This is a genomic window from Vogesella perlucida, from assembly GCF_979366545.1.
Genome location: NZ_CEETRO010000001.1, coordinates 306,089 through 323,356, shown reverse-complemented (window position 1 = coordinate 323,356; position 17,268 = coordinate 306,089). Strand labels below are relative to the sequence as shown.

The 17,268-nt window shown below is 64.6% G+C and carries 13 protein-coding genes; 8 read left to right on the top strand and 5 right to left on the bottom strand.

All coding sequences use genetic code 11. The annotated features are described in order from the left end of the window. Window positions 1-69 precede the first annotated feature (69 nt). The 5 genes from ACZ9XP_RS01565 to ACZ9XP_RS01545 all read right to left on the bottom strand — a co-directional run bounded on the left by ACZ9XP_RS01565 (window position 70) and on the right by ACZ9XP_RS01545 (window position 4,766). Window positions 70-1,311 (bottom strand): MFS transporter, encoded by a 1,242-nt coding sequence (locus ACZ9XP_RS01565; protein ID WP_147682340.1) that lies wholly within the window; start codon window positions 1,309-1,311, stop codon window positions 70-72. Then, window positions 1,312-1,764, bottom strand: coding sequence for a plastocyanin/azurin family copper-binding protein (locus ACZ9XP_RS01560; protein ID WP_147682339.1), 453 nt, complete (start codon window positions 1,762-1,764; stop codon window positions 1,312-1,314). It lies immediately after the preceding gene. After that, a complete protein-coding gene (locus ACZ9XP_RS01555; protein ID WP_147682338.1) occupies window positions 1,758-2,540 on the bottom strand; it encodes an ABC transporter ATP-binding protein in 783 nt (260 codons plus the stop codon). Before ACZ9XP_RS01555 ends, ACZ9XP_RS01560 begins: the two co-directional genes overlap by 7 nt. Continuing rightward, on the bottom strand, window positions 2,533-3,582 hold the full coding sequence (locus tag ACZ9XP_RS01550) for a FecCD family ABC transporter permease (protein ID WP_465187941.1): 1,050 nt from the start codon (window positions 3,580-3,582) through the stop codon (window positions 2,533-2,535). The genes ACZ9XP_RS01555 and ACZ9XP_RS01550 overlap by 8 nt, the downstream gene beginning before the upstream one ends. Window positions 3,583-3,665: 83 nt before the next feature. Continuing rightward, entirely contained in the window at window positions 3,666-4,766 is a 1,101-nt protein-coding gene (locus ACZ9XP_RS01545; protein WP_147682336.1) for an ABC transporter substrate-binding protein, read from the bottom strand. A 279-nt stretch (window positions 4,767-5,045) separates the two neighbouring features. On the opposite strand from ACZ9XP_RS01545, the gene ACZ9XP_RS01540 reads away from it, so the two are divergent. From ACZ9XP_RS01540 to ACZ9XP_RS01505, 8 genes are all read left to right on the top strand, one after another. Beyond that, window positions 5,046-6,167 carry an ABC transporter substrate-binding protein gene (locus ACZ9XP_RS01540; protein ID WP_147682335.1) on the top strand — a complete coding sequence of 374 codons (1,122 nt, stop codon included), beginning with the start codon at window positions 5,046-5,048 and terminating at the stop codon, window positions 6,165-6,167. A 167-nt stretch (window positions 6,168-6,334) separates the two neighbouring features. Continuing rightward, window positions 6,335-6,862, top strand: coding sequence for a sigma-70 family RNA polymerase sigma factor (locus ACZ9XP_RS01535; RefSeq protein WP_465187890.1), 528 nt, complete (start codon window positions 6,335-6,337; stop codon window positions 6,860-6,862). 2 nt (window positions 6,863-6,864) lie between these two features. Next, window positions 6,865-7,806, top strand: a complete 942-nt coding sequence (locus ACZ9XP_RS01530) for a FecR domain-containing protein (protein WP_147682333.1) — start codon at window positions 6,865-6,867, stop codon at window positions 7,804-7,806. 107 nt (window positions 7,807-7,913) lie between these two features. After that, window positions 7,914-10,745, top strand: coding sequence for a TonB-dependent receptor plug domain-containing protein (locus tag ACZ9XP_RS01525; RefSeq protein ID WP_147682332.1), 2,832 nt, complete (start codon window positions 7,914-7,916; stop codon window positions 10,743-10,745). Window positions 10,746-10,803: 58 nt separating this feature from the next. Continuing rightward, a complete protein-coding gene (locus ACZ9XP_RS01520; RefSeq protein WP_465187889.1) occupies window positions 10,804-13,614 on the top strand; it encodes an insulinase family protein in 2,811 nt (936 codons plus the stop codon). Beyond that, window positions 13,611-15,281 carry an ABC transporter ATP-binding protein/permease gene (locus ACZ9XP_RS01515; protein ID WP_465187888.1) on the top strand — a complete coding sequence of 557 codons (1,671 nt, stop codon included), beginning with the start codon at window positions 13,611-13,613 and terminating at the stop codon, window positions 15,279-15,281. Before ACZ9XP_RS01520 ends, ACZ9XP_RS01515 begins: the two co-directional genes overlap by 4 nt. 269 nt (window positions 15,282-15,550) lie before the next feature. Next, complete coding sequence (locus ACZ9XP_RS01510; protein WP_147682329.1) at window positions 15,551-16,114, top strand: lipocalin family protein; 564 nt, start codon at window positions 15,551-15,553, stop codon at window positions 16,112-16,114. Window positions 16,115-16,219: 105 nt separating this feature from the next. Next, window positions 16,220-17,218: a 2-hydroxyacid dehydrogenase gene (locus ACZ9XP_RS01505; RefSeq protein ID WP_147682328.1), complete on the top strand. Its 999-nt coding sequence runs from the start codon at window positions 16,220-16,222 to the stop codon at window positions 17,216-17,218. Window positions 17,219-17,268: the final 50 nt, after the last annotated feature.

Here is a 17,268-nt window from a genome sequence, read left to right as displayed (position 1 = left end):
AGCTTGGCTATTGGCATCCAGGGAAAACCCCTGATTCAAGCAGCTCATTGAGTCAGGGGTTTTTGCTTTTTATGGTGATACACGGCTGACTGGCGGGCTGCTTGACCGTTCGGTTTTCAACTGGAGATAGAGCAGCAGTCCCGATATGAAGCCTGCGATGGCCAAGCCGTACCACACGGCTATCGGCGGGGGGCTGCCGGCCTCGCCCAGGGCAGCGCCAATGCCGACATTGGCCAGTAGCGCCACGCAGCCGCCGCTACTGGCGTGAAAGCCATAGTAGCCACCCAGCCGTTCGCTGCCGGCGTAGTAGGGCAGGTGGGCGGAAAACAAGGGGTAGCACAGAATGGAGCCCAGCGAAAACACCACCGCCATGCCCAGTACGGCCAGCGCTGGCCATGCGGCCAACCACGCCAGTAGCAGGTAGCTGCTGCCCATCAATGCCAGGCCTAGCCCCATGCCACCGGCACTGCCCAGGCGCTGCTGTACCAGATGGGTGGCCGGTAGCTGCAAGCACACGCCGATCAGCGCTGTCACGGTGAAGACGCTACCCAGCAGCCAGGTGGCGTGTGGCTGGCTGTGGATAAAGGCCGGCACCGCCAGGTAGAGCTGGTGGAACAGCAAGGAATAACAGCTGGCCAGCGCGGTAAAGCGCAGAAAGGCGCGGTTGCGCAGCAGGCTGCGCCATTGCTGCCATACGCTTTCCGTTACTGCCCGGGTGCGTGGCGGCTCGCCCGGCAGTACCCGCCATTGCAGCCAGGTCAGCAGCAGGAAGACCCCGCCGGACACCAGCCCGGTCAGGCCATAGCTCACGCCGGTGAGCAGCATGCCGGCCAGCGGCCCCAGCAGCATACCGGCTTCGCTGGCCAGATTGTGCAGGGCAAAAGCTTGCTGCCTTTGCGTGGCATCGCGGCACTCTGCCGCCAGGTAGGCTTGGGCGCAGGGGGTAAACAGCGCGCCGGCAAAACCGGTAAGAAACGCGGCCAGCAATAGCAGTGGCAGGTGCTCGGCCCAGCCCAGCAGGGCAAAGCCGGCGCTGCGTACCAGGCAACCCCAGATGATGGCCGGGCGGTAGCCGATGCGGTCGCCCAGCGTGCCGCCCAGCAGAAACAGGCCCTGCTGGCTGAACACGCGCATGCCCATTACTAGGCCGGCTGCCCAACCGGCCATGCCCAGAGTGCCGCCCAGGTGCTGGGCCAGGAAGGGCATCATCATGTAAAAGCCCAGGTTGAAGGCCAGGCCATTGGCCACTAGCAGCCGAGCTGCCGGGCTCAGTCGCTGCCAGGCCTGGCGGCTATCGGCCAGGGCGTTCATTTATGGCTTTACCTGCTGTAGCAGAGCATCCACGCGCTGGCTGTTGCTGTACATGCGCCCCTTTTGTGCCTGCATGCTGGCTTGTACGGCCGGCAGGTTGGCCGCATTAGGCCCGGCCTGGATCAGGCCGATCATGCCCATCATCAAATGCGGCGGGCAGATGTAAAAGTACAGGCCGGCTTGCTCAAGCTTGACGGTGTAGGGCTGGTCTTCGCTGCTGTTCCACTGGCTGACCCCGCCTGGGGTGGCCAGGCTGCGCACGTAGTGGCCGGCGGTTTCCGGCACAAAGCGCACGCTGTCGCCGACCTCTGCCTGGACAAAGGCCGGCTCGAACACCATGGTGGTGCCGTTGCTGCCGATGTTCAGCATGCGTACTACATGCTCGGCGGCCAGGGCCGGGGTGGTGGCTGCGGCCAACATCAGGGTGGCCAGGACATGGCGGGGGCTTAGCATGGTTGGGTGTGCTCCTGTCGCAGGGTGCGGATATACGGTTTGCCGTCGCGGTCGTGGTGGATGTCTACCGGTACCTGGTAGAGCTGGTGAATCAGCTCGGCGTGCAGTACCTGGGCCGGCGGGCCGAAGGCTTGCAGCTGGCCACCCGCCAGTACGATGAGCTGGTCGGCGTACTGCGCTGCCAGGTTCAGGTCGTGCAAGACCACCAGGCTGACCCAGTTTTTGGCACGGGTTTGCTGGTGCAGGTGCTCCATCAGCTGCATCTGGTGCTGCAGGTCCAGCGCGCTGACCGGCTCGTCCAGCATCATGATTTGCGGGTCGCGCAGCAGTACCTGGGCAAACAGCACCATCTGCCGTTGCCCGCCGCTGAGCGAGTACATGGCGCGGTCTGCCAGGTGGGCGATGCCCAGCGCCTGCAGGGCTTGCAGGGCGGCCAGGATGTCGTCGTCGGACAGGCGCATGCTCAGGCTGTCCAGCCGGCCCAGCACCACCACCTCCAGCACGCTCAGGTCCAGCTCCAGCTGGATGTTTTGCGGCATGTAGCCAAAGCGCTTGCGCCAGCGCGCCAGGTGCAGGCGCGACAGGGTTTCGCCGTTAAAGCGGATATCGCCGCCCTGGGGAGCCAGCTCGCCGAACAGCGCGCGCAGCAGGCTGGTTTTGCCGGTGCCGTTGGGGCCGATGATCACATGTAGCTGGCCTGGCTGCAGCTGCAGGCTGAGCTGGCGCACCAGGGTTTGCTTGCCGATATGCAGCGTCAGTTGATTCAGTTCAAGCACGTTTGCGGCCCTTTCCCAGAATCAGCCAGATGAAAAACGGCACGCCGATGATGGCGGTGACAATACCAATGGGGAACAGCGCGCCAGGGATGATGGATTTGGATAACACCGACGAGACCGACAGCATGCAGGCGCCGCACAGCACCGACAGCGGTATCAGGAAGCGCTGGTCTTCGCCAATCAGCATGCGGGCGATATGCGGTGCCACCAGGCCGATGAAGCCGATGATGCCGACAAAGCTGATGGCGGTGGCGGTCATCAGCGCCACCAGTACCAGCGTTTTCAGGCGCAAGCGGGTGACGTCCACCCCCAGGCTGCGCGCACGGGCTTCGCCCAGGCGCAGGCAGGTGAGCTGCCACGCGTCGCGGTACAGCAAGATGCCACACGCTACGGTGACCACGGCAGTGATGGCGAGCGTGTCCCAGGTGGTGCGCATCAGGCTACCGAACAGCCAGAACACGATTTGCTGGTTCAGTTCCGGCGAGGACAAAAACTGCAGCAGCGACAGCAGCGACTGAAACAGGAACAACATGGCAATGCCGGCCAGAATGATGGTCTGGCTACTGACGTGTTGCATCAGTGCCAGCCCGAACAACAGGCTGGCGGCCAACATGCAGCACACAAAAGCCCCTACCGGGATGGCAATCAGTGGCGGCAGGCCAAAACCACCGCTGACCAGCGCCAGCGCGGCACCAAAGCCGGCTGCGGCTGCCAGCCCCAGCGTAAACGGGCTGGCCAGCGGGTTGTCCAGCAGGGTTTGCATCTGCGCGCCGCCCAGGCCGAGCGCGGCACCCACCACCAGTGCCATCAGCGCGATGGGCAGGCGCATATCCATTACGATGGCGTAGGTCATGCTGTCGGCGCTGGCCGGCGACAGCAGCGTGGTGACCACGTCACGCAGCGGCAGCAGCGAGGGGCCGGTGGCCACATCCAGCAGCAGGCTTAAGGCAATCAGCACAATAAAGAGCAGCAAGTAGCGCCAGCGGCGTTTTTCGCGCGTGCGCTGTTGTATCAGGGCGCTATGCAGCGCGGCAGTGTCCAGCATGAAAGCATCCTTGCAAATGGAAAAAGGCAGGCGGGTAGCCTGCCGGAGGGAGCGCAATCGCGTGGGGTGCGCCGCCCGGTTTAATGACCGACCATAAAAGTGCCTGTGGCGGCGACGGGCAGGTAACGCTGGTAGAAGCGCAGGTAATTGGCTTCTGGCTGGATATCCTTGAATAGCGACGGGTACAGCGCCTTGGCCATGAACTGCACCATGCTGTAATCCAGCACGGTGCGTGATGCGCCCTGGTACACACCGTAAACGCGTTTGTTCTTCACCGCAGGCAGGCTGGCCCAGCCGCTACGCTGGCTGAAGCCCTGCAGGCGCTGCTCGGCTACCTTGCGCTCTACGCCCTGGCCCAGCAGCATCGCGGTGGGGTTCTTGGTGGACTCGGTGCCAGAGATGAACACCACTTCCGGCTGTGCGGCCAACACCTTTTCTGGGTTCATCGGGCCATACCATTCCACGAACGGGGCGGCGATGTTCTCGCCACCCGCCAGCGTGCCTAGCGGGCCCCACATGCCTTTGCCGTAGCTGAAGCCGTACTCCGACGGACCCTTGTTACCGAACTCTACGTAAAAGCGCGGCTTGGGCAGGCCGGCTTTGCTAATGCGCTGCTGTACCTGGCTGATGGCCTGGGTGTATTCATTGGCCAGCTGGGTGGCGCGCTTTTCATCACCCGCAATCTTGCCCAGCAGCAGGGTGCTGGCGCGGTGGTTGGCCGGCAGCTCCATGTTGTAATCCACTACCACGACCGGCACGCCGGCGTCTTCCAGGCGCTTGATATCCGGGCCCAGGCCTTTGTATTGCCACTCGGCCAGCACCAGTACATCGGGCTTCAGCGCCAACACCTTTTCTACCGAGAAGGTCTGCACTTCAACCTCGCCCACGTCGGCCAGCGTCTTCAGCGACGGGCGCTTGGCGCTAAACAGTGCCCAGTTGGCCGGCCGCCAGCCCTCCCATGCCTCACGCGAGATACCCACCACCTTGTCGTACGCTTTCTCGCCACCAATGGCCATGTAGTCTTCGAAGTAGAAGCCCAGCACCACCCGCTTGGCGGGCAGGTCCAGCTTGACCTGGCGGCCCACGATGTCTTTGACCGTTACCGGCGCAGCGTGAGAAAGGGCGGGGATGGCCAGCAGCGAAGCTAGCAGTACGGTTTGCTTCAAGGTGGAACGGGTCATGGCAGTATCCTGTCTTTGTGGTTATTTTGCGAATTATTCTCGTTTAATAAAAGATGAGTCAATGCGAATAAGAACTTAACGCAATAAATAACCATAGAACGGTCGTGCTAAAGCAGTTGGCAGCCATGTCATGCTGAAATCGATTCCATTACGGGCAGGATGCACCACTGTGACAGGGAGGGCGTGTGGATAAACGTGTGCTGCCAGCACCATGGCATGCCGGGCTGGCTTGTCCTGTATTTTATAAATGATAATAATTAGCATTTTATAGGAGACGATATGAACGCCCCAGCCCAAACCAGAACGTTGCTCGCCAGCTTGTTGCTGTGCAGTATCGGCAGCCTAGCCGTCGCCAAGCCGGTGGTGATTGAAGACGTACTTGGCCGCAAGGTAACGGTGGATGCGCCAGCCAAGCGCGTGATGCTAGGCTTTTATATCGAAGACTACTTTGCCGTGGCGGGCGACAAAGGCTACGACCGTCTGGCGGGCATGTCGCGCGGCTGGTTTGTCAAATCGCGCCCGGCAACCTGGGCCATGTACGTGGCCAGCAAGCCGCAGCTGGCCAAGGTGCCAGATGTAGGCAATGTGCAAGACCAGACCTTTTCCATCGAGAAAGTGATGGCCGCCAAACCGGATGTGGTGGTGCTGGCCGACTGGCAGTACAAGGCACTGGGCGCTGAAGTGGCGCGCCTGGATGCGGCACGCATCCCGGTGGTGGTGGTGGATTACAACGCACAAACGCTGGAACGTCACCTGGCCAGCACCCGCATTCTGGGTGAAGTTACCGGCGAGACAGCTCGTGCGCAGCGTATTGCCAGCGATTACCGCCAGGTAGTCGATACCATCACGCAGCGCGTGGCGAAAGCCAAACGCTCGCAGCCGCGTATTTACATCGAGCTGGGCGATAAAGGCCCGGCCGAGTATAGCTACACCTACGGCAAGAACATGTGGGGTGCCATGGCCATGCTGGCCGGAGGGGACAATATTGCCCAGCCCTTTGTGAAAGACTGGGGCACCATCCATCCGGAGCAGCTGATCGCCAGCAAACCTGAGGTTATCCTGATTGCCGGCTACGAGAACGTCACCAGCGCAACCGCCATGCAGATTGGCCAGGATATTCCGGCTGCCGCCGTGCAGCAGCGCCTGAAAGGCTTTACCCAGCGTGCCGGCTGGGCCGAGCTGCCCGCCGTGAAAAACCAGCGCGTTTACGCGGTGTACCACGGTGCCACCCGCAGCATCATGGACGCCGCGCTGCTGCAGTACGTGGCCAAGACGCTGTACCCGGACCTGTTCCGCGACATCAACCCGCTGGCCACGTATCTGGGCTTCTACCAGCGCTATCTGCCTATCCGCCCGCAAGGCACTTTCATGCAGGCTATCGCTAGCCGTAGCAGCCTGTAAGCCGCCAGCCAGGGCAACCGGCCCCGCTGTGGAGGAGTCGGTGCCTGCCTGGTGATTAGCCTGGCGGCCGTACAGGCGAGATGTCAGTACTGCGTGGAACGGCCGCAGTTGACAGCCTGCTTTTGTTTTGTAGATGATAATTATTATCAAATATGCTGAAGCGCGCCATGCCCCTTCCTGCCCTCCTGGCTCAGAACGACGCTCACAGCGTTGATTCGCTTTATCGTCAGCACCACGGCTGGCTGGAAGGCTGGCTGCGCGGCAAGCTGGGGCCGAGCCAGCAGCACGCGGCCGACCTGGCGCAGGATACGTTTGTGCGCGTGCTGCAAAAGCAGTTGCTCCCCCCGTTGCAAGCACCGCGCCCGTTTCTGGTGACCATTGCGCGCGGGCTGATGGTGGACCTGTTTCGCCGCCAGGATCTGGAGCGCGCTTATCTGGAAGCACTGGCTAGCCAGCCCGAAGCACAGGCGCCGTCGCCCGAGCAGCAGGCGCTGGTGATCGAAACGCTGCTGCAGGTGGATGCCATGCTGGCAGGCTTGGGTAGCCGCCCCCGGCAAGCCTTCCTGCTGGCGCAGCTGGATGGCATGAGCTACCCCGACATAGCCAGTACGCTGGGGGTCTCGGTAAGCAGCGTCAAGAAATACATGGTCAAGGCACTTACCCATTGCCTGGCCTATCAACTGGCGCAGGGCTGACCATGGCCACACTGACCCCGGCAATCTTGCAACAAGCGGCAGAGTGGCACGTGCTGTTCAGCGCTGGCGAAGCTAGCGATGGCGACCGTGCTGCCTGGCAGCAATGGCGTGCGGCCAACCCATTGCACGAACAAGCCTGGCAGCAGCTGGCTGCGCTTACCCACCGCCTGCAGCCCTTGCCCAGCGGTATCGGCCAGCAGCTATTACAGCAACAACAGGGGCGGCGCCGCACGCTGCGCCAGTGCGTACTGCTGCTGGGCTGTCTGGGTGCCGGCTGGCAGGGCTGGCTGCGCCTGCAGCACGGCGCTGTACCGCAGTCTTTTCATGCCGATGCCCGCCGCCAGCACGTGACATTGGCCGACGGCAGCCAGCTGGTGCTGCGCGCCGGCGCACGCGTACAGGTGAGCTACGACACGCAGCGGCGGCTGATCCGCCTGCTGGCAGGGGAGGTTGCCATCGCCACTGCCAGCGACCATCACACGCCGTATCGACCGCTGCAGGTAGAAACCCGGCACGGCCACATTACCGCGCTAGGCACGCGCTTTACCGTGGCGCTAGCCGATGGCCACACCGCCGTGGCGGTGCAGGCGCACGCCGTGCACCTGCAGCCGTGGGCGGGCGGGGTGGGGCTGATCCTGCAGGCTGGCGAGCACGGCGAGCTGGGCGCAGAGGCCGGGCGACTGCCGCAGCCGCTGGATGCCGCGACGCCAGACTGGGTTAGCGGCCGCATCGTGGTGGTCAATGCGCGCCTGGGCGACGTAGTCAAGCGGCTGGCACCGCATTATCCCGGTGCCTTGCTGTGCGACCCGCAGGCAGCGGCCCTGCTGGTGTCCGGCGCATTTTCCGAAGACAACCCGCAAGCCTCGCTGCAGGCCATCACCGCCACCTTGCCGGTGAAGATCGTGCGGCGTGGCCCCCTGTGGACACTGCTGACGCTGCGTTGAGGCTCACCCGGCACGCCGTGAAAATTTTTTTGCGCAGGGGGTGTCTTTTTCGGGGCCACCATTCGGCCTACCAGCATAACAACTGATTCTCATTTGCTGGTGAGCCCATGAAGAACACGACTGCATCCCACGCACATCCCCGCCTCACACCACTGAGCCAGGCTTTGCGCCAGCTCAGTTTTGGCCTGTCTGCACTCACCGTGCTGGCCGTGCTGGCCCCGGCCCCGGCCTGGGCCGATACCGTCGGCACGGCGGTTACCCGCCATACGGTACAGCTGCCGGCAGGGCAGCTGGCCACCGCGCTGGCGCGCTACGCCGCCGACGTAGGCGTGATTCTGGCGTTTGATGCGCAATGGCTGGCCGGGCGCCAGAGCCCGGCGCTGAGCGGCCAGTTTACCGTGGCCGAGGGCTTTGCCCGCTTGCTGGCCGCCACCCCTTACCGCGCCGAGCCTATCGCCGGGCCGCGCTACCAGCTGGTCATGCGCCCGGCCAGCAGCGCGGCAGGGGAGCCCACCACACTGGCCCCGGTGGTGGTGACCGCGCCCTTGCTGCGTACGCCGGAAAAGCTGGATCAGCAAATGCTGCAGCTGCTGCCTGCGGCCAACGGTGACCTCACCAGCCAGCTGCGCATCAACCCCAATATCCAGTTTGACGAAGCGCAGCTGTCGTCGGCCACTGGCGGCGAAATCAGCCCCGCTGAAATCAGCATTCATGGTGCCAAACCGTACCAGAACGAGATGCTGGTAGACGGCCTGTCCATTGCCAATGACCTGGACCCGGGTAACAAGATTGTTACCACCAACCCCGAATACATCCCCGGCCAGGCGCAGGCGCTGGCCTACGACAGCAGCCAGCTGTGCAATGCCCGCGTGCTGGATAACAACGTGCCTGCCGAATACGGCCGCTTTACCGGCGGTGTGGTGGAGGCCGAGCTGTGCCGTGCGCGCAAGACGCTGGGCGGCAGCGTCAGCATCGGCTACACCTCGTCGTCGTGGAGCGAGCAGATCATCGACCCCAATCGCCAAAGCGCGTTTGAAAAGTCGTCCGATGCGGATAACCAGCCGCGCTACCGCAAGTGGACGTACAAGGCCAACGTGGAAGCCCGCCCGAGTGAAGACTGGGGCGTGGTGGTGTCGGCCGTGCGGCGCGAGTCCGAGATTCCGCTCAAGCGTTTCAAAACCGATAACGACAGCACCGTGGTGAGCCAGGAAGTCACCCAGACCCGGCGCATGGACGCGCTGGCCATCAAGGCTGACTGGTCGCCCAAAGACAGCCCGCACAGCGGCGATATCACCTTTAGCTACGCGCCGGCCGAGAATGGCTACTTTATCGCCGATGCCAAGGACAGCGACTACCAGATCCGTAGCGGCGGTACCGCGCTGTCCGGCCGCCTGGTGTCCGAGCTGGGCAGCGTGACGCTCAACCAGCAGCTGTCGCTGATGCAGAACGAGCAGTCGCGCCGCAGCGACGTGGACTACTACCGTGCCTGGCGCTGGTCCACTGCCAAAAACTGGGGCGATGCCAGTGAAAGCAACCCCACCAGCCTGGAAGGGGCGTGGGGCGACGTGGACCAGACACTGCGCACCGTGAACTACAAGTTGGCCGCATCGTTCGAGCTGGCCGGTGATGGCAGCCTGTCGCACAAGATCGGCACCGGTATCGACCTCAAGCACCAGACCGCCGAGTATGCGCGGCTGAGCACCACCCGCTACTGGCTCACGCCGGCCAACCTGCCCACCAGCGGCGCCATGGCGTCGTGCCAGTACGCCGATGGCAGCGTGGATACCGAAGGCTGCTCTGCTACCGCCACGCTGGCGCAGGGTCGCGGCCAGTATTTCCGCCGCCTGATTACCTACCAGGCGGGCGGTGCCGAAATGGAAGCGCTCAGCAGTGCGGCGTATGTCGACGACCTGATGCGCTGGCAAGACTGGCAGCTGCGCCTGGGCCTGCGTGCCGACCACGACACGCTTACCCGCGACCTCAACCTGGCGCCACGCAGCAGCCTGACCTGGCAGGCCGCCACAGGCCTGTCGCTGAACGCCGGTGCCAACCGCTACTACGGCCGCTCGCTGCTGGCCTACGCGCTGCAAGACAAGATCCGCACCCTGCAGTACACCCAGACCCGCACTACCAGCTCGCTGGTGTGGAGCGACCCGGTGCAGTCCAAAGCGGCCAACCGCTTGTCTGATATCGACAGCCCCTACGACGACGAAGTGACCGTGGGCGCCAGCTGGGAGCCGGATTGGGCTGGCGGCCTGTTCGACCTGCGCCTGACCCGCCGCGACGGCAAGCAGCAGATCGTCAAACGCCTGATCTCCGGGCAGACCGAGTGCGCGTCCAACCAGTGCTACGTGTACACCAACCAGGGCGGCAGCCAGACCCGTGACTTCACGTTGAGCTGGAGCGGCCGCACCCCGTGGCGGCTGGGTAACAGCCGCACCAGCTTCTGGCTGGCGTTTAACAACAGCGACGTGAAGAGCAACTATTCCAGCTACGCCGATACCTACAGCAGCGACAAGGCCGCCGACGAGATCATCCAGTACGACGGCCAGTTCATGCGTTACAGCGATATGCCGGCCGATAACTACAACCGGCCGTGGACACTGCGCTTGGGGGCCATCACCTCGCTGCCGGCCTACAGCCTCAGCATCAGCAACCTGCTGCGTATCCGCGACGGTTACCAGCAGATGCTGCAGGACGGTACTACCACCTACGAAGGCAGCACCGTGGACGTGTGGCGCAAGACCGCGCTGCCGCGCTCGCTGACGCTGGACACCGTTATTGCCTGGAACCCGCGCATCAGCGGCGACCAGCGCGCCCAGGTCAAGCTCAGCATCGAGAACCTGACCAACCGCAAGAACATGCTCAGCGTCAGCGACAGCTACGCCACCTACGAGCGTGGCCGTACCTTCACCCTGGAGCTGGGCTACCAGTTCTGACCCCCGGGCGGGTGGCATCGCCGCATGCCACCCGCCTGACATCTGCTAGAGGTTTGTCGTGACTCATCTTGTTACCCTGGCGCGCTGGCTTTGCCTGCTGGCCGCCTGCGGCATGGCGGCGCTATTGCCGGCCCATGCCGCACCCGCTACGGCGGAACCCTTCCGCTGGGACCCGGCCATCCACCGTGGCACCCTGCCCAACGGCTTGCGCTACTTTATTGTCCCAGCCCGGCAGCCAGCCCAGACGCTGGCCATCCAGCTGCTGGTGCACGCCGGTTCGCTGGAAGAGGACGACAGCCAGTCCGGCGTAGCGCATATGGTGGAGCACATGGTGTTCCACGAAAGCCGCGATGTCCCGGAAGGCATCGCCCGGCGCATGCAGGCCATGGGCTGGCGCTCCGGCCAACAGTTCAATGCCGTGACCAACTACGAACGCACGCTGTACATGCTCAACCTGGCCGGCAAAGCGCAGCTGGCCCAGTGGGACCAGGGCTTGTTCCTGCTAGCGCAAATGGCCGGCCACGCCCGCATCAGCGATAGCAGCCTGGCAAAAGAGCGCCGCGTGGTATTGGAAGAATGGCGCGGCAAGCTCGGCGCGCGCGAGCGCATGGAGCAGCAGCGCCGCCTGCTATTGCGCGAAGGCGGCCTGCAAGCCCTGCGGCCAACCATCGGCACCGAGCACAGCATCCGCAGTCAGCCGGCGGCCAACCTGCAGCGCTTCTACCAGCGCTGGTACCAGCCCAACAATATGGCGCTGCTGGTGGTAGGCGATATCGACGTGGCCACCGCCGAAGCGCGCATTCGCCACTGGTTTGCCGCGCGCCCGGCCGCCGCGCTGCCACCCCGTGCCGACCGTAACCCGGTGCTGGGCAATACGCTGCGTACCGGCCGCCTGCAAGACGCCGATAACCGCAGCAGCCAGGTAGGCTGGGTGCTGCGCAGCCGCAGCGATCTTGCGCAGGACAGCGCCGGTTTCCGCGTCCGCCTGCTGGACAACCTGGCCGAAAAACTGCTCAAGCAGGAGCTGGTGCGTTACCAGCCGCTGCGCCCCGACGGCATGCGTAGCGTGGTGGCGCGCAAGAGCTTTATTGGTGGCACCACCTTTACCCTGGGTTTTGCCGCCAGCGTCAACCCCGGGGTGCATCAGGCCGGCATGCAGCACCTGTTGCTGCTGCAGCGCCTGCTGCAAGAGCAAGCACCGGATAGCCATGGGCTGACCCGGCTACGCGAAGAACTGATGGCGGTAGCGCGACGCTCGCCACGCAGCAGCGCCGGCTGGGACGCACAAAAATGGCTGCAGGCGCTGCAAAACGCGGTGGCCGACGAGCGCGTGCTGCAAGACCCGGCACAGAAAGGCCCGATGGCCGAAGCCATTCTGGCGGGCATCAGCAACGAAGACATCATCGCCCACCTGCGCGGCTGGCTGCACAGCCCGGACCGCTTGCTGTTCATGATGGCGCCCGGCCTCAAAGCTGTACCCCTGCCCACACCGCAGCAGGTGCTGGCGCTGCAGGCAGACATCGCCGCCAAAGCCTTGCCCGCCGTGCCGCCGCCGCTGGTGCCGGCCCCCGTGCCGCTGCCCGAACTGCCGCCTGCGCTACCGGCAGCCGGCAGCACGCTGCTGTGGCGCGACGACGCGCAGCAGGTGGCCATGTGGCAGCTGGCCAATGGCGACCGCCTGGTGTGGCAGTACCGTGCCAACCAGGATGGCAAGCTGCGCTATGTCGCAGAATCGGGCGCTGGTTACCGCCTGCCCGGTGCCGACGGCTGGCAGTGGCAGCTGGCCGCACAGTTGGCCGCAGCCAGCGGCCCGGCTGGCTGGCAAACCATGCAGCTGCGTGCGTGGGAGAAGGCCAAGCGCTTAAGCCTGTCGCAGTCGCAAAGCAGCCAGCTGCTGACCCAGCAAGCGAGCGTCACGCCCGAGCAGCTGGCCACGCTGTGGCACTACTACCAGACGCGCCAGCTGCACGCCGCTATCGACACGGCGCTGCTGCGCCTGCAACAAGACAGCCTGGGCCGCGACAGCAGCGCTGCCAGCCAGGCCTACGCCGCGCTGGATAAGCTGCGCTATACCCAAACCGCTGCCGACCAGGCCCCCACCGTGGCCGCGCTGCAGCGGCAAACCCCGGCCGGGCTTCGTGCGCTGTGGCAGCAGCTGGCAGCACGGCCGGTGACCCACTACCTGAGCGGTGCCGCCAGCGAGGCCGAGGTGGTGACCGCGGCCAACCTTTACCTGGCGCCGATACCGCGCCGCGCAGACGCTGTCACCGCCAGTGCGCTGCTACCGCTGCCGGGCCGCTTTGAAAGCCGGCACGCCATCGCGCGCGAGCCTGTGGCGCGGGCACAGGCCTACGGCAGCGTGCCCATGCCGTGGCAGGGCGAACGTGCGCTGCAGGTGGCCACGCTGGGGCGCGCGCTGCATGCTGCCTTGCGCCAGTCACTGCGCGAAGAGGCGGCCGGCGTGTACAGCGTGCAGTTCAGCCTGAAGCTCAACCCCGATACCGACCGCCTGGAAAGCGAGTGGCAGTTCACCACCGACCCCGCGCGGCTGCACGAGCTGCTGGCGCGCGTAAACGCCATCCTTGCGCAGCCGGCCGCCGCGCTGGACGACGCCATGCTGCAACCTGCGCTGGAATACGGCCGGCAACAAGCCAGCGCCCGCCTGAACGACGACGACAGCCGCTTCAACCGCCTGCAGCTCAGCGTGCGCCACTACGGCGACACTCGCTACCTGGCACATAGCGCCAGCCTGGGCAGCACGCTGGACGCGGCCAGCGTACGCGCGCTGGCTGCCGGCCTGCGCCTGGATCAGAACCTGGCGCTATTGCTGACCCTGCCTGACCCCAAACTGATGGAGACCCAACCTTGAATACCCTGCGTCAATTCTGGCAGCTGGCCGCCCCGTACTGGCGCTCGCGCCATAACTGGCTAGCCTGGCTGCTGCTGCTGGCCATCCTCGGCATGGGCCTGATCCTGGTGCAGATGAATGTATGGCTGAACTTCTGGAACAAGGACTTCTACGACGCGCTGGGCGCGCTGGACACGCCGCGCATCTACCCGCTGCTGGGGCGTTACTGCCTGCTGATCAGCGCCGCCGTGGTGGTGGCGGTGGCGCTGGACTGGGTGCGCAAGCTGCTGATCCTGCGCTGGCGCGAAGCCATGACGCGCCAGCTGGTGGACGCCTGGCTGGGCGAGCGCGCCTTTTACCGCCTGGGCCTGTACGGCGAGCCGGACAACCCCGACCAGCGCATTGCCGAAGACGTGAACCTGCTGGTCACCGACAGCATCGACCTGCTGCGCTCGCTGGTGTCGGCGGTGGCCAAGCTGCTGTCGTTTGTGTTCATCCTGTGGCAGCTGTCCAGCGACCTCACCCTGCCATGGGGCGATAGCCAGCTGGTGGTGCCCGGCTACCTGCTGTGGTTTGCCCTGGGCTACGCGCTGTTTGGCGCGGTGCTGACGCACTGGATCGGCAGCGAGCTGACACGGCTGAATGTGCAGCAGCAACAGCGCGAGGCTGACCTGCGCAGCACGCTGCGCCACCAGCGTGAGCACGCCGAGCAGATCGCGCTGTACGGTGGCGAGCCGTGGGCGCGCCGCCACGTGGCCGACGATTTTGCCGGCATTGCGGCCAACTGGTACCGCATGATGCAGCGCGAGCGCAACCTGGGGCTGTTCAGCACCAGCTACAACTACATCAATAGTATGGTGCCGCTGTTTGCCGCGCTGCCGGCGTTTTTGTCCAAGTCGCTGACGCTGGGCGGGCTGATGCAGGTGAACTCTGCCTTCATGCAGGTGAGCAATGCACTGAGCTGGTTTGTGCGTGCCTACGACGAGCTGGCGCGCTGGTCGGCCTCGGTGCAGCGTTTACACCAGTTTGTCAGCAGCCTGGAGGCAGCGCGCAGCCTGGCACCGCAGCCGGCCCCCGCGCCGGGCGGGGCATCGGGTGTCCAGCTGCAACAGCTACAGGTGTGCTACCCCGATGGCCGCCCCATGCTGCAGGCGCTGAGCCAGCACGTGGCCGCCGGGCGCTGGGCTCGCCTGGACGGCCCCAGCGGTGTAGGCAAGTCCACGCTCATCCGTACGCTGGCAGGCATCTGGCCCTATTACCGCGGGGAGCATTGCACGCAGAATGATGTGTTGATCCTGCCGCAGCAGCCGTATCTGTTCCGCGCCAGCCTGGCGCAGCTGCTGAGCTACCCGGCGCTGCAGCCGTGGCCAGAGGCGTCATTGCGCCAGGCGCTGGTAGCGCTAGGGTTGGCCGCATGGGCCGAGCGCCTGCACGAGGTGGCTGACTGGAGCAGGGTGCTGTCCGGTGGCGAGCAGCAACGGGTGTCGCTGGTGCGCGCCATGCTGCAGCAGCCTGCGTTGTTGATTCTGGATGAAGCCACCAACCAGCTGGACGACGCCTCGGCGCAAGCCTGCTTGCGTGCCCTGCGTGATGCGCTACCCGATAGCACGGTACTGGCGGTGACGCACCAGCCGGTGCTGCACACGCTGTTTGACGAGGAGATCAAGCTGGTCCGCATGGAAAGTTGACGGCTGCACGCCAGCATGGGCCGGCTGGCTATGCATGGTGCCAGATCGGGTTGGCACCTGTGCTGGCGTGGCGGTTTTGGCCTGCGCTGTCATTTGCCTGCGATATCGCTTGCGCAGCGCACCGAAGCGTGCGGTCAGCTAGTGGGCAGGCAGGGCTCTGTCGCCAGCTTGCCAAGCGGTAGCAGGCATGGCACAAGCTGTCTTGGTGCTGCGTTGCAACCCCCCTTATGGCCACATTACCGGGCGCCAGGCGCCCAAAGGAGACCGTCATGCTGCTTTCCCGTTTGTCCCGGCTGGGTGCCGCCGCCGCCATGCTGCTATCGCTCGCTGCGTGCAGTACCTTGCCACCCCAGGGCATTCAGCCTGTCAGTGGCTTTGACGTACAACGCTACAGCGGGCAGTGGTACGAAATAGCCCGTCTTGATCACAGCTTCGAACGCGGTATGAGCGATGTCTCGGCCCGCTACACCTTGCAGCCAGACGGTAGCGTGGCGGTACTGAACCGTGGCTACGATACGGCAACCGGGCGCTGGAAGCAGGCGCTGGGGCGTGCGCTATTCAATGCCGACCCCACTACGGCTTCGTTAAAAGTATCGTTTTTCGGGCCGTTTTACGGCGGCTACCACGTGGTCGCCCTGGACCCGGCCTACCGCTGGGCGATGGTGGCGGGCAATGACCGCAGCTATCTGTGGCTGCTGGCGCGCGACCGCAGCCTGCCGGAGGCCGTGACAGCACCGCTGTTGCAGCAGGCACGGGCTTTGGGTTTTGATACCAGCAAGCTGATCTGGGTAAGCCAGCAGCGCCACGACGAAGCCGCTACCGCCAAGCCGTAGCCGGCACAGCTACCGGCGGTTAACCGTGTGTCGGCTACTACCTGGCACGCTAGCGTGGCGGCCAGCGCTGCGGCATGATGGCGTTTTGGCTTGGCAGGAACACCTATGAAAATCGCCGTATTTGATACCAAACACTACGACCGCATGGCGCTGGACCTGGCCAACGCCCGCTTTGGCCATACGCTGGGCTATCTCGAGCCACGGCTCAACCGCGCGACGGTAGAGCTGGCCGCCGGTTACGATGCGGTATGCCCCTTTGTGAACGACAGGCTGGATGCTGTCGTGGTGGCCAGGTTGGCCGCACTGGGCGTCAAGCTGGTAGTGCTGCGCTGCGCCGGTTTCAACGGTGTGGATCTGGCAGCTTGCCGCCAGCATGGTATCCGTGTGGCGCGGGTGCCGGCCTACTCGCCGCACGCGGTGGCCGAGCATGCGTTTGCGCTGCTGCTGGCGGTGAATCGCCGCATCCACAAAGCCTATGTGCGCGTGCGCGAGATGGACTTCTCGCTGGATGGTCTGGTGGGGTTTGATCTGTACGGCAAGACCTTTGGCGTGATCGGTACCGGCCGTATTGGCGAGGCGGCCATCGGCATTGCCCGCGGTTTTGGCATGCGCGTACTGGCCTGCGACCCGCAGCAGGATGCGGCGCTGGCGGCGCGGCTGGGTTTCGAATACGCCCCGCTGGCCCAGGTGCTGGCGCAGAGCGATGTGCTGAGCCTGCACGTGCCGCTGCTGCCGGCCACCCGCCATATCATCGACGCGGCGGCCATTGCTGCCATGAAACCCGGTGCCATCCTGATCAATACCAGCCGTGGCGCACTGGTGGATACGCCCGCGATTATCGACGCGCTGAAAAGCGGCCAACTGGCGGGCGTGGGGCTGGACGTGTACGAAATGGAGGAGGGCGTGTTCTTCGAGGACTTGTCCGATACCGGCCTGCAAGACGACCAGCTGGCGCGGCTGCTGACCTTCCCCAACGTGCTGGTGACCTCGCATCAGGGTTTTCTGACGCGCGAGGCGCTGGCCAATATCGCCGACACCACGCTGGGCAATGCCAGCGCTTTTGCAGCGGGCGAGCCGCTGGTGAACGAGGTGCTGCCGCAGTAGCGTTTGGCTTTATAGACGAGTAAAGGTTGGCCGCGGCCAACCTTTTTGTT

Coding starts and splice junctions, on each gene's coding strand:
- ACZ9XP_RS01565 (WP_147682340.1), bottom strand. CDS start 1,311: ATGAACGCCCTGGCCGATAGCCGCCAGGCCTGGCAGCGACTGAGCCCG.
- ACZ9XP_RS01560 (WP_147682339.1), bottom strand. CDS start 1,764: ATGCTAAGCCCCCGCCATGTCCTGGCCACCCTGATGTTGGCCGCAGCC.
- ACZ9XP_RS01545 (WP_147682336.1), bottom strand. CDS start 4,766: ATGACCCGTTCCACCTTGAAGCAAACCGTACTGCTAGCTTCGCTGCTG.
- ACZ9XP_RS01540 (WP_147682335.1), top strand. CDS start 5,046: ATGAACGCCCCAGCCCAAACCAGAACGTTGCTCGCCAGCTTGTTGCTG.
- ACZ9XP_RS01535 (WP_465187890.1), top strand. CDS start 6,335: ATGCCCCTTCCTGCCCTCCTGGCTCAGAACGACGCTCACAGCGTTGAT.
- ACZ9XP_RS01530 (WP_147682333.1), top strand. CDS start 6,865: ATGGCCACACTGACCCCGGCAATCTTGCAACAAGCGGCAGAGTGGCAC.
- ACZ9XP_RS01525 (WP_147682332.1), top strand. CDS start 7,914: ATGAAGAACACGACTGCATCCCACGCACATCCCCGCCTCACACCACTG.
- ACZ9XP_RS01510 (WP_147682329.1), top strand. CDS start 15,551: ATGCTGCTTTCCCGTTTGTCCCGGCTGGGTGCCGCCGCCGCCATGCTG.
- ACZ9XP_RS01505 (WP_147682328.1), top strand. CDS start 16,220: ATGAAAATCGCCGTATTTGATACCAAACACTACGACCGCATGGCGCTG.